The sequence below is a fragment of the Lentzea roselyniae genome (genome assembly GCF_039537795.1).
GTDB classification, from domain to species: domain Bacteria; phylum Actinomycetota; class Actinomycetes; order Mycobacteriales; family Pseudonocardiaceae; genus Lentzea; species Lentzea atacamensis.
On sequence record NZ_BAABBE010000076.1, the window covers coordinates 1 to 11558 of the forward strand.

Below are 11558 nucleotides of genomic sequence, written 5' to 3' on the forward strand. Positions count from 1 at the left end.
CCCGGCCCACCGGCAGGGGCACTGTCTTTCAGCAGGACTCAGGCGTCCAGGACAAAAGAGTGCTCACCCGCCGGCCGGCTACCACCAGGAGTGTGCCGGATGGCCACTCCCAGAACTGATTAGGACACCAGATGAGTTGGTGGCGCAACGCATCCATCTACCAGGTCTACCTGCGCAGCTTCGCGGACGGCAACGGCGACGGCATCGGTGACCTGGCCGGCCTCCGCGCCAGGCTCCAGCACATCGCGAGTCTCGGTTTCGACGCGATCTGGCTCAACCCGTGGTACCCGAGCCCGCTCGCCGACGGCGGCTACGACGTGGCGGACTACCGCGACATCGAGCCGGTGTTCGGCTCGCTCGCCGACGCGGAGAAGCTCATCGCCGACGCGCACGGGCTGGGCCTGCGGGTGATCATCGACATCGTCCCGAACCACTGCAGCGACCAGCACCCGTGGTTCAAGGAGGGACTGTGGGACCGCTTCCACATCCGTGACACCGAGGACCTCCCGAACGACTGGAAGTCGCGCTTCGGCGGCCCGGCGTGGAGCAGGCTCCCGGACGGCCGCTGGTACCTGCACCTCTACGCCGCCGAACAGCCGGACCTCAACTGGGAGAACCCGGCCGTCGAGGACGAGTTCGAGGACATCCTGCGGTTCTGGCTCGACCGCGGCGTCGACGGCTTCCGCATCGACGTGGCCGACGGCCTGGTCAAGGACTTCAGCAGGCCCGACGCCGATCAGCCCTACTCCGACCAAGACGGCGTGCACGAGATCTACCGGAGCTGGCGCAAGATCGTCGACGAGTACGACGGCGACCGCATCCTCGTCGGCGAGATGTGGCTGCCCGACCCCGTCCGGTTCGCCAGGTACCTGCGGCCAGACGAGATGCACAGCGCGTTCAACTTCGACTTCCTCTGCTGTCCCTGGAACGCCCAGGAGCTGCGCCGGGTGGTCGACGACACGCTGGCCGCGCACGAACCCGTCGGCGCGCCATCGACCTGGGTTCTGTCCAATCACGACGTCACCCGGCACGTGACCCGCTACGGCCGCGAGAAGACCGGGTTCTCGTTCGCGGACCGGCAGCACGGCGCCCCGACCGACTTCGAGCTCGGCACGCGCAGGGCCCGCGCCGCGATCATGCTCACCGCCGCGCTTCCCGGCGGCGTGTACGTCTACCAGGGCGAGGAGCTGGGGCTCTGGGAGGTGGAGGACCTGCCGGACGAGCTGCGCGAGGACCCGGTGTGGCACCGCTCCGGCTTCACCGACCGCGGCCGCGACGGTTGCCGCGTGCCGCTCCCCTGGTCCGCCGACGACGGCCCGAGCTGGTTGCCGCAGCCGGAGAACTGGCAAAAGTTCTCGGTCGCGGCCCAGACGGACGACCCCGAGTCGATGCTCAGCCTGTACCGCCAGGTGTTCGCGCGGCGTCGCGCGATCGACGGCGACCTGGAGTGGCTCGACCTGGGCGAGGACGTGCTCGCGTTCAGGCGCGGCGCCCACACCTGCGTCGTCAACCTGTCGGACCGGGCCGTCGACCTGCCCGGCACGGCGACGTTGTCGAGCATCCCTCTGGTCAACGGCCAGCTGCCGCCCGACGCCGCTGCCTGGTTGGGCTAGAAACGGGCCGTTCTGCTCGCCCATCCGGGCATGCCCGAAAGCCGCGCCCCAGGTGGGCGCGGCTTTCGTCGTGTGAAACGGGCAGAAATCGGGCAGGATCTCGGTCAGTTGTGGCGGCGGCCACAACGTGACGTGGGTGTTTCATCTAGACACAGCCCGAACGGGCAACCCCAGAGCCGAATGGGCAGGTGAAATGCGAGCCGAGGAACGCAAGCGTCGCATTCTGGCCAGGGCCCGCGCCGACGGCCGTGTCGACGTGGTCGAGATGGCGCAGGAACTGCGCGTCGCGCCCGAAACGGTCAGGCGCGACCTGCGCGTGCTCGACGAGCACGGCCTGGTGCGGCGAACGCACGGCGGTGGCGTCCCGGTCGAGAGCGCCGGCTTCGAGACCGGACTGCGGTTCCGTTCCGGGTCGCACGTGCCGGAGAAGCGGCGCATCGCCAAGGCCGCCGCCGAACGGCTGGACGACGCCGAGACCGTGTTCATCGACGAGGGCTTCACCCCGCAGCTCGTCGCCGAGGCGTTGCCCACGACCAACCCGCTCACGATCATCACCGCGTCGTTGCCCACCGCCGCGGCGATGTCCGAGCACCCGTCCTGCACCGTCCTGTTGCTGGGCGGGCGGGTCAGGGGACACACACTGGCCACAGTGGACCACTGGACGACGAGGATGCTCGGCGAGATGGTCATCGACCTCGCCTACATCGGTGCCAACGGCATCTCCCGCGAGCACGGCCTGACCACGCCCGATCCGGCGGTCGGAGCGGTGAAGGCCAAGGCGCTCGGCGCGTCCCGGCGGAAGATCTTCGTCGGGGTGCACACGAAGTTCGGCGTGTCGAGCTTCCACCGGTTCGCCGAGGTCTCCGACCTGGAGGCGATCGTCACAGACAACGGCCTCTCCGCCCACGAGGCACACCGCTACACGTCGCTCGGCCCCAAGGTCATCAGGGCCTGAGGCTCCCAGTTTCGCCGGCGCGGTACCTCCCCTCTCTTCAGCGCGCCCGGAAATCCCCCGGAAAGGAAACGACGATGTCGTCGATCCGCACACCTCTACGCACACTTGGGGCCGCCACCGCTGTGTTGCTGCTGGCTTCCGCCTGCGCGGGCGCCGGAGGCGGTGGGGGCAGCGGCTCCGACTCGGTGAACGTGCTGATGGTGAACAACCCGCAGATGCTCGACCTGCAGAAGCTGACCGCGGACAACTTCACCAAGGACACCGGCATCAAGGTGAACTTCACCGTGCTGCCCGAGAACGACGTCCGCGACAAGATCAGCCAGGACTTCTCCAGCCAGGCCGGGCAGTACGACGTGGCGACGATCTCCAACTACGAGACGCCGATGTACGCCAAGAACGGCTGGCTCGCGCCGATGGACGACTTCGTGTCCAAGGACAGCGCGTTCGACCAGGCCGACATCCTGGAGCCGATCCGCCAGTCGCTCACCGCCGCGGACGGCAAGGTGTACGCGCAGCCGTTCTACGGCGAGTCGTCGTTCCTCATGTACCGCAAGGACATCTTCGAGGCCAAGGGCGTCACGCTGCCCGAGAGGCCGACCTGGCAGCAGGTCGCGGAGGCCGCCGCGAAGGTCTCCACGCCGGAGGTCCGCGGCATCTGCCTGCGCGGCCAGCCCGGCTGGGGCCAGGTGATGGCACCGCTGACGACGGTGGTGAACACCTTCGGCGGCACGTGGTTCACCAAGGACTGGCAGGCCCAGCTGAACGCGCCGGAGTTCAAGGAGGCCACCAAGTTCTACGTCGACCTCGTGCGCAACCACGGCGAGGCGGGCGCCCCGCAGGCCGGGTTCGCGGAGTGCCTGAACAACATGACGCAGGGCAAGGTCGCGATGTGGTACGACGCCACGGTCGCCGCCGGTCTGCTGGAGGCGAACGACTCCCCGGTCAAGGGCAAGCTCGGCTTCACCCAGGCCCCCGTCGTGAAGACCGACAGCTCCGGCTGGCTCTACACCTGGGCGTTCGGCATCCAGAAGGCGTCGAAGAAGCAGGACGCGGCCTGGAAGTTCATCTCGTGGGCGTCCGGCAAGGGCTACGAGGAACTGGTCGGCAAGAACCTCGGCTGGTCGAAGGTCCCGGACGGCAAGCGCTCGTCGACCTACCAGCGCGCCGAGTACAAGCAGTCCTCCGGCACGTTCTCCTCCCAGGCGGAGGCCGCGATCAAGGGTGCGAAGCCGCTCGACCCCGGTGTGCAGCCGCGGCCGGCGCCGGGCATCCAGTTCGTCGGCATCCCCGAGTTCACCGACCTGGGCACCCAGGTGTCGCAGCAGATCAGCTCGGCCATCGCGGGCGCGGTGTCGGTGGACGACGCGCTGAACAACGCCCAGGGACTCGCGGAGAAGGTCGCGCAGAAGTACAAGGGGCAGTGAGATGGCGGTCCTGACGCGGGAGCGGTCGGTCGTCGACCGGCCGCCTCCCGTCCCCCGCAAGAGCTATCCGAAGTGGGCGCGGCGGGCCCCGTTGCTGCCCGCCCTGATCTTCCTGATCGTCGTGACGCAGCTGCCGTTCGTGGCCACGCTGGTCATCTCGTTCATGAAGTGGAACTCGCTCGACCCCACCAGCCGCGGGTTCGCCGGGTTCGACAACTACGTCAACGTGTTCACCGACCCCGACCTGCGGTCGTCCATCGTGAACACGATCGTCCTCACCGCTTCGGTCGTCCTGATCAGCCTGGTCCTCGGCCTCGGGCTGGCGCTGTTGCTGGACAAGAAGTTCGCCGGCCGAGGCCTGGTCAGGACGATGCTGATCGCGCCGTTCCTCGTCGTCCCGGTCGCGGCGGCACTGATCTGGAAGCACGTGCTCTACAACCCGGAGTACGGGCTGTTCAACGGAATCCTGAACTGGCTGGGCTTCTCCGCCCAGCCGGACTGGATCAGCTCCATGCCGATGTCCGCCGTCGTGCTGTCGCTGGTGTGGCAGTGGACACCGTTCATGATGCTGATCCTGCTGGCGGGCCTGCAGAGCAAGCCGGTGGAACCCGTCGAGGCGGCCAGGATCGACGGCGCGTCGCCGTTCCAGATCTTCCGCTACCTGACGTTCCTGCACCTGCGGCAGTACCTGGAGCTGGGCGCACTGCTCGGGTCGATCTACATCGTGCAGAACTTCGACGCGGTCTTCACCATCACGTCCGGTGGCCTGGGCACGGCGAACCTGCCGTACATGATCTACCAGACCTTCTACCAGGCCCACGAGTACGGCGAGGCGTCCGCGGCCGGTGTGATCGTGGTCGCCGGGTCGATCCTCATCGCGACGTTCGCGCTGCGCGTGGTGTCCTCGCTGTTCAAGGAGGAGGCGCGATGAGCAGGATCTGGGGTGTGCTCGCCTGGTTCGCCGGCATCGTGTTCTTCGCGCCGGTCGCGTGGATGTTCCTGACTTCGCTGCACAGCGAGTCGGACGCGGCCACGAACCCGCCGTCGATCGCGGCGCCGCTGACGCTGGACGGCTATTCGGAGTTCTTCGACGGTGGCGCGTGGCCTCCGCTGCTCAACTCGTTCAGCGCCTCGATCGGGTCGACGATCATCGTGCTGCTGCTGGCGATCCCCGCCGCGTACGCGTTGTCGATCAAGCCGGTCGAGAAGTGGACCGACGTCCTGTTCTTCTTCCTGTCCACCAAGATGATGCCGGTCGTCGCGGCGCTGCTGCCGATCTACCTGATCGCGCAGTTCGCCGGGATGCTCGACAACATCTCGTTCCTCACGCTGCTGTACTGCTCGATGAACCTGCCGATCGCGGTCTGGCTCATGCGGTCGTTCCTGTCCGAGGTACCGCGCGAGATCCTCGAGGCGGCGTCGATCGACGGCGCCGGGCTGATCACGATCCTGCGCCGGGTGGTGGCACCCATCGCGATGCCCGGCATCGCGGCGACGGCGTTGATCTGCTTCATCTTCAGCTGGAACGAGCTGTTGTTCGCACGGGTGCTGACCGGTGTCGTCGCCGGTACCGCGCCGGTGTACCTGACCGGGTTCGTGACCTCGCAGGGTCTGTTCCTGGCCAAGGTCTGCGCTGCGGCCGTCGTGGTTTCTCTGCCGGTGCTGATCGCCGGGTTCGCCGCCCAGGACAAGCTGGTCCAGGGCCTGTCGTTGGGAGCAGTCAAGTGAAAGCAGCAGTGATCACCGGCGTCGGGTCCGTCGAAGTGACCACTGTGGACGATCCGCCCTGCGGGCCCCGTGAGGTCGTCGTCGACGTGGCGGCCTGCGGGTTGTGCGGCACGGACCTGCACATCCTGCAGGGCGAGTTCGCTCCCACGCTGCCGGTCGTGCCCGGCCACGAGTTCGCGGGCACGATCGTGGAGATCGGCTCGCGGGTCAGCGAGCTGAAGGTCGGCGACCGCGTGGCCGTCGACCCCTCGCTCTACTGCTACGAGTGCCGGATGTGCCGCGCGGGCAAGAACAACCTCTGCGAGCGGTGGGCCGCGATCGGTGTCACGACCTCCGGTGGCGCTGCCGAGTTCGCGGTGGCGCCGGTGGCGAACTGCGTGAAGCTGCCCGACCACGTGCGGACCGAGGACGCCGCGCTGATCGAGCCGCTGTCGTGCGCGGTGCGCGGATACGACGTGCTGCGGTCGCAGATGGCGTCACGGGTGCTGATCTACGGCTCCGGGACCATGGGCCTGATGATGCTGCAGCTCGGCAAGCTGACCGGGGCGTCGTCGATCGAGGTCGTGGACCTCAACGCGGAACGCCTGGAGACGGCCGTGCGGCTCGGCGTCACCGCGGTGGCGGGTACGGCGGACGAGCTGGACCGGCCGGAGGGCTGGGACGTCGTCATCGACGCCACCGGCAACGAGAAGGCGATCCAGGACGGGCTCGGCCGGGTCGCGAAGGGCGGCACGTTCCTGCAGTTCGGCGTGTCCGACTACTCCGCCCGGGTCACCATCGAGCCGTACAAGATCTACAACCAGGAGATCACGATCACCGGCTCGATGGCGGTGCTGCACTCGTTCGAACGGGCGGCGGACCTCTTCGCGACCGGAGTGCTCGACCCCGCCGTCTTCATCAGCGACAGGGTGCCGCTGGACGACTACGCGGGGGCATTGGACCAGTTCAGGGCCGGTAAGGGACGCAAGATCCAGGTCCTGCCGTGAACTGAACGGAACGATCGTGGGGACTCGTGTATCCAGAGGAGTGCTCACGACTCCTTCCAGACATGTCGAAGTCCGGGCAGAAGGTAGTACCGCCGTACTTTTCGCACATGTCCGACGAAGAGCTCCTGTCTTGGTACGCGGAGCTTCAGGCGCGGGCGATGAACCCGCAGTCTGAGGACGTCGATTTCGACCATGTCCACAAGGCCGCCAAGCCGATGTCCGTCGAGGAGCTGCGTCACCGGATCATGACGTTCCAGGGCTGGCCAGGTGGCATCAGCACCCTCGACGACGGTTCGCCGTTCCACAACCTGTGGCACTGGCTCAACGACTGACCCGGGCCGAGGTAGTCCTCGCCCGGGTCATTGGCGCGTTGGTGGCCGCGTGTGTGCTCTTCGCCGTCGTGCACACAGCGGTCACCGGCGCGATTTCGCATCCGCGGAACTGGCTGATCGCGATCGCCTTCACGCTGCTCGGTGTGCGGGTGATCGGGCACGTCAGCAGGTCGGCCGTCGGGTGGTTGCTGCTGGCCATGGGCGTGTTCGGCGGCATCGCCGTCGCGGTCGCGGGCCAACCGGCCGATCATCCGGCTCGCTGGGTCGAGGCGTGGGTCTGGTGGCCGACCTACGCGCTGCTGCCTGCCGTCGCACTGGTCTTCCCGAACGGGAAACCGCTGAGCGGCCGGTGGTGGATCGCCATCGGGGCGTCGCTGCTGAGCGCTGTTCTCGGCACGGCGGGGCTCGCCTGGGGATCGTGGGGTGATCCGGCCGGGTTCTGGCGCGGTGGTGGTCCCGCGGCTGCCAAGACGATCACCGCGATCGCCGTGATCGCGGCCGGGATCGCGGTCGTCGCCGCCGTCGTGTCGCTGGTGCTGAGGTGGCGCAAGGCCGAAGGGGACGAACGGCGGCTGCTGGTGTGGGCGGTCGCGTTGATGGCCCTGGCCGTCGTCGCGACCGTGGTGGAAACGACGGACGGGCACGTCGCGTGGCTCGTCGGTGTGCTGGCGTTCCCGGCAGCCGCGGTGATCGCGATCGTGCGTTATGGCCTGTACGACATCAGTCTGCTGATTCACCGGTCGTTGCTCTACGGCACGTTGACCGTGGTGCTGCTGCTCGTCTACATGGGCGTGATGCTCGCGGGCGGGCAGTTGTTCGCGGACGACGCCGAAGTCATCGGCGTGGTGGCCGCCGGGTTGGTGTTCGCGCCGATTCGCAGCTGGGTCCAGCGCAAGCTCGACCGGTGGCTGTTCGGGGTGCGCGCTGATCCCTATGCCGCTTTGTCGACCTTGAGCGAGAAGCTCGAACGGTCGCAGGACGTGCTGCCGACGGTGGCCGCCACGGTCGCCGAGTCGTTGAAGCTGCCGTACGTGGCGATTCGCGGTGGATCCGTGCTCGCAGAGCACGGCCGCAGCCGCGGATGGCCGCAGCTGCGTTTTCCCATGACCTATCGGGGTTCTCTGGTCGGCGATCTCGTCGTCGAGCCACGTGCCCCTGACGAACGGCTGAGCGATCGCGAGCTGAGCCTGCTCGTCGACCTGGCCCGCTCCACCGCGCCGGCCGCTCAGTCGATCAAGCTGACCGCTGATCTGCAGCTCGCCCGTGAACGGCTCGTGCGCGCACGCGAAGAAGAGCGACTGCGGCTCAGGCGCGACCTGCACGACGGCGTCGGACCGGCGCTGGTCGGGATCCGGTTGCAGCTCAAGGCGTTGCGACGGACCTTGGGCACCGTGCTTGACCCGGTGCTCGGTGACGTCGACTCGACCGCCGGCGAGGTGCGCCGGCTCGTGGACGGGCTGCGGCCGCCGATCCTGGACCAGGGACTCGCGCTGGCCGTGCGGGACGAGGCCGCGCGGTTCAACGGCGAGCTGACCGTCCGGGTGGAGGCGGAGGAGATCGACGGGCTGTCCGCGGCCGTGGAAGTCGCGGCGTACCGGATCGTCGCGGAGGCGCTGACCAACACCGCGCGCCACTCCGGTGCGTCGACGTGCACGATCACCGTGCGGCAGGACGGTGATCTCGTCGTGGAGATCGTGGACGACGGAAGCGGGGTCGCGGCGGACGCGCGGCCCGGGGTCGGGCTCGACTCGATGCGGGAACGCTGTGCGGAACTGGGCGGATCGTGCACAGTGGGACCAGCGGAACCACACGGCACCAAGGTGGTGGCGCGGATCCCCATGGAGGCCCAGTGACGCGGGTTGTGATCGCGGACGACCACCCCGTGTTCCGGCGCGGGCTCAAGGCGTTGCTGGACGGTGAGGACGGGCTCGAGGTCGTCGGCGAGGCGGCGGACGGGGCAGAGGCCGTCTCCGTGGTGCTGACGCTGCAACCGGACGTCGTCGTGATGGACCTGCACATGCCCGTCCTGGGTGGAGTCGACGCGGCCAAGCGGATCCTCGAAGCGCAGCCGTCGCTGGGCGTCCTCGTGCTGACGATGCACGAGGACGACGAACTGGTGTTCGCGGCGATGAGGGCCGGTGCGCGCGGATACCTCGTGAAGACCACCGACGACGACGAGATCGTGCGTGCGGTGCAGGCCATCGGGGCCGGTGAGGCGATCTTCAGCGCCACCATCGCGCAGCGGATGATGGGCTACTTCACCGCGATCTCGTCGTCGAAGGCGGTGGCGTTCCCGCAGCTCACCGACCGGGAACGGGACGTGCTGGAGCTGGTGGCGTCCGGGCTGGACAACACCTCGATCGCGCACCGGCTCTCGTTGTCGCAGAAGACCGTGCGCAACCGCGTGTCGTCGATCTTCACGAAGCTGCAGGTCGCGGACCGCGCGCAGGCCATCGTGCGGGCGCGCGAGGCGGGACTCGGAAGTCCCTCGTAAGTGGGGACAACGGTCACCTGACGGCGGGACACGTCCCCCGCTTCGATCGGCGACATCCGCCGAAGGGGGCCAGACCGCATGGACATCACCTGGGACGTCGCACACGCGCGGCTCAGCCACGAGAGAATGCTGCACATCACTCGGGCGCTCGTCTCGATGCGACCGGAGACCGTCACGCTGGGCGGAGGGGAGCCCCTCGGCGTGCCGGGCCTGTTCGAGATCGTCGAGATGTTCCGCGCCGCCGGGATCGACGTCGTGCTGCGCACTTCCGGCAAGTCGCTGCATCCGTCGATGGTCAGGACTTTGCTGGTGTCGTGTGCGCGCATCGAGGTGTGCGCGATGGCGTTCACCCACGCCATGCACGCGTTGCACCTGCTCGACATCGGTGCCGCGAAGCTCGACCGGCATGCCGTGTTCGGGCTGGACGCCACGGGCATCCGGCGCGGGTTCGACCGGCTGGAGGACTTCTGCGCCACCACCGCCTTCGAGCTGCCGCACTTGGCGTTCATCGCGTTCAGCGACACGATCGGGCCGGACCACGCGCAGTACCTGCAGTCGCTGGCTCCGCAGTCGGTCCGGGTGACCGTGGAGACCGCGAACACGTCGGTCGTCAGAGCCAGTTGATCAGGGCGCGCCAGGCGGGGGTCGAGAACGCGAGAACGTCACCGCTCGCGTTCTTGGTGTCCCGCACGAGCGCGTCCTGAGCGAGCGAGACCTCGACGCAGTTGCCCGAGCCGTTCGCGCTGCTGTACGTGCTCTTACGCCAAGTCCGTTCCTGGAACATCGGAGTCCTCCCGCAGTCCGCTGACGTATTCCGCCAGCTTGCTCCGCGATTGTTCCTCATCCAAGGCAACGGCATCCAGCCGCTGAAAGAGCCTCCTCGCCCGCGCGACAGCCGTCTTGTCCTGCGCGAACACCTGGGCCATGTCGTTCTCGGTGAACACGACCGGAGATGCCTTCCCGAGCTCGTACAGCACACATGCGGAACGGAACGCGGTGACGTGCGCGGGCACGATCCGGAGGACGTGCGTGTGGAAGAGGAGACGCAGGTACTGGTCTTCGCGCAGCTGGGCATCACCCAGTCGCATCCGCAAGGCGAGTTCGTGCACGTAGAAGAGGCACTCCGGGCGGTTCGGCCGCCTCATGACCGCCTGTCGTGCCATGCGCGCCTCGACGTACTTCTCGATGTCGTCCGGTGCCTCGATCTGACCGTCGACGAACAGCTCCCGTGCGTACCGCTCCGTCTGCACCAGGCCGGGCGCCGTCATGACGTCATAGCTGATGATCTTCGTGGCCATCGCCTCGGTCATCGCGAGCGTGCGGAGGTTGTCCGGCACCTGGGCGAAGTACAGTCGAAGGCGTTGTGGTAGCGGCTGCGGAACTCCTCGAAGTAGTCGATGTCCTTGCCGCACGTCGCCAGGTACTGGACGAGGTCGATCTCGCTGGCACGCGCTTTGCCGCGCTCGATGTTCGACACCTTGCTCGGGTCCCAGCCGAGTTGGACGGCCATCGCGTGGCCGTTGAACGTGGTGCACGACTCCCTGAGGCGGCGCAGTTCGTCGCCGAGATCCCGGCTGTACGCGGTGGATGCGATCGCGGTCATGCGTCCGAAGCTAGGGCTTGGATTCAAACCACGAAACGGGCTCGTTCGGGTGAAAGCGTGGTGCGTTGCGGGCGTGGGGGCGGCGGTTGCGTTGGGGCGGCACGGCTTCGCGTTCGGCAACCCGGCACATGCCCTCCTGCGTCGGGCGTGTGCCGGACCGAGTTTCTGTGGTCGCCGTGCGTAGGTGGTTGCGGGGCGTGGTGCCGGTGCGTGCGATGGGCGCCGATTGCGTAGGTGGTTGCGTGGTGCGGGGTGCGTGCGTCTAGAGAGAGTGTGCGCGCACGGTGCCATAGGGCGCTGACCTGCGCGTTCACCCGATTGTGGAATGGAATTCGAACACGTGTTCCTGCCACAATGGACGCATGCCACCCCTCGGACTCGCCACTCCGCTTGAGCTCCTCGACGAGCTCAAGCGGAAAGTCC

General features: G+C 67.8%; 13 protein-coding genes. 10 read left to right on the forward strand and 3 right to left on the reverse strand.

Going from position 1 to position 11558, the window contains the following annotated elements; translation table 11 throughout:
* Window positions 1-131 precede the first annotated feature (131 nt).
* From ABFX45_RS45090 to ABFX45_RS45135, 10 genes are all read left to right on the forward strand, one after another.
* Entirely contained in the window at window positions 132-1613 is a 1482-nt protein-coding gene (locus tag ABFX45_RS45090; RefSeq protein WP_346137249.1) for a glycoside hydrolase family 13 protein, read from the forward strand.
* 193 nt (window positions 1614-1806) lie between these two features.
* On the forward strand, window positions 1807-2568 hold the full coding sequence (locus ABFX45_RS45095) for a DeoR/GlpR family DNA-binding transcription regulator (protein WP_109640008.1): 762 nt from the start codon (window positions 1807-1809) through the stop codon (window positions 2566-2568).
* 74 nt (window positions 2569-2642) lie between these two features.
* Entirely contained in the window at window positions 2643-3992 is a 1350-nt protein-coding gene (locus tag ABFX45_RS45100) for an ABC transporter substrate-binding protein (protein WP_346137250.1), read from the forward strand.
* A 1-nt stretch (window position 3993) separates the two neighbouring features.
* Window positions 3994-4923, forward strand: a complete 930-nt coding sequence (locus ABFX45_RS45105) for a carbohydrate ABC transporter permease (protein ID WP_346137251.1) — start codon at window positions 3994-3996, stop codon at window positions 4921-4923.
* Window positions 4920-5720: a carbohydrate ABC transporter permease gene (locus ABFX45_RS45110; protein WP_109640005.1), complete on the forward strand. Its 801-nt coding sequence runs from the start codon at window positions 4920-4922 to the stop codon at window positions 5718-5720. Before ABFX45_RS45105 ends, ABFX45_RS45110 begins: the two co-directional genes overlap by 4 nt.
* Window positions 5717-6706, forward strand: a complete 990-nt coding sequence (locus tag ABFX45_RS45115) for a zinc-dependent alcohol dehydrogenase family protein (RefSeq protein ID WP_346137252.1) — start codon at window positions 5717-5719, stop codon at window positions 6704-6706. The genes ABFX45_RS45110 and ABFX45_RS45115 overlap by 4 nt, the downstream gene beginning before the upstream one ends.
* Window positions 6707-6813: 107 nt before the next feature.
* On the forward strand, window positions 6814-7038 hold the full coding sequence (locus tag ABFX45_RS45120; protein WP_109640003.1) for a hypothetical protein: 225 nt from the start codon (window positions 6814-6816) through the stop codon (window positions 7036-7038).
* A 53-nt stretch (window positions 7039-7091) separates the two neighbouring features.
* Window positions 7092-8891, forward strand: coding sequence for a sensor histidine kinase (locus tag ABFX45_RS45125; RefSeq protein ID WP_146231765.1), 1800 nt, complete (start codon window positions 7092-7094; stop codon window positions 8889-8891).
* Window positions 8888-9532 (forward strand): response regulator transcription factor, encoded by a 645-nt coding sequence (locus tag ABFX45_RS45130; protein ID WP_109640001.1) that lies wholly within the window; start codon window positions 8888-8890, stop codon window positions 9530-9532. Before ABFX45_RS45125 ends, ABFX45_RS45130 begins: the two co-directional genes overlap by 4 nt.
* A 78-nt stretch (window positions 9533-9610) precedes the next feature.
* Window positions 9611-10156 (forward strand): radical SAM family protein, encoded by a 546-nt coding sequence (locus tag ABFX45_RS45135; RefSeq protein WP_109640000.1) that lies wholly within the window; start codon window positions 9611-9613, stop codon window positions 10154-10156.
* On the opposite strand, the gene ABFX45_RS45140 is transcribed toward ABFX45_RS45135, so the two are convergent.
* The 3 genes from ABFX45_RS45140 to ABFX45_RS45150 are packed head-to-tail and all read right to left on the reverse strand — an operon-like array spanning window position 10143 to window position 11135.
* Window positions 10143-10316 carry a DUF397 domain-containing protein gene (locus ABFX45_RS45140; protein WP_346137253.1) on the reverse strand — a complete coding sequence of 58 codons (174 nt, stop codon included), beginning with the start codon at window positions 10314-10316 and terminating at the stop codon, window positions 10143-10145. The two genes, ABFX45_RS45135 and ABFX45_RS45140, sit on opposite strands and share 14 nt — an antisense overlap.
* Window positions 10291-10869 (reverse strand): DUF5753 domain-containing protein, encoded by a 579-nt coding sequence (locus ABFX45_RS45145; RefSeq protein ID WP_346137254.1) that lies wholly within the window; start codon window positions 10867-10869, stop codon window positions 10291-10293. Before ABFX45_RS45145 ends, ABFX45_RS45140 begins: the two co-directional genes overlap by 26 nt.
* Window positions 10839-11135, reverse strand: coding sequence for a helix-turn-helix domain-containing protein (locus tag ABFX45_RS45150; RefSeq protein ID WP_346137255.1), 297 nt, complete (start codon window positions 11133-11135; stop codon window positions 10839-10841). The genes ABFX45_RS45145 and ABFX45_RS45150 overlap by 31 nt, the downstream gene beginning before the upstream one ends.
* Window positions 11136-11558: the final 423 nt, after the last annotated feature.

Bases quoted from the DNA above. Each gene is read 5' to 3' on its own strand.
- ABFX45_RS45090 (WP_346137249.1), top strand. From the start codon at position 132: ATGAGTTGGTGGCGCAACGCATCCATCTACCAGGTCTACCTGCGCAGC.
- ABFX45_RS45140 (WP_346137253.1), bottom strand. From the start codon at position 10,316: ATGTTCCAGGAACGGACTTGGCGTAAGAGCACGTACAGCAGCGCGAAC.
- ABFX45_RS45120 (WP_109640003.1), top strand. From the start codon at position 6,814: ATGTCCGACGAAGAGCTCCTGTCTTGGTACGCGGAGCTTCAGGCGCGG.
- ABFX45_RS45135 (WP_109640000.1), top strand. From the start codon at position 9,611: ATGGACATCACCTGGGACGTCGCACACGCGCGGCTCAGCCACGAGAGA.
- ABFX45_RS45110 (WP_109640005.1), top strand. From the start codon at position 4,920: ATGAGCAGGATCTGGGGTGTGCTCGCCTGGTTCGCCGGCATCGTGTTC.
- ABFX45_RS45105 (WP_346137251.1), top strand. From the start codon at position 3,994: ATGGCGGTCCTGACGCGGGAGCGGTCGGTCGTCGACCGGCCGCCTCCC.
- ABFX45_RS45150 (WP_346137255.1), bottom strand. From the start codon at position 11,135: ATGACCGCGATCGCATCCACCGCGTACAGCCGGGATCTCGGCGACGAA.
- ABFX45_RS45100 (WP_346137250.1), top strand. From the start codon at position 2,643: ATGTCGTCGATCCGCACACCTCTACGCACACTTGGGGCCGCCACCGCT.
- ABFX45_RS45095 (WP_109640008.1), top strand. From the start codon at position 1,807: ATGCGAGCCGAGGAACGCAAGCGTCGCATTCTGGCCAGGGCCCGCGCC.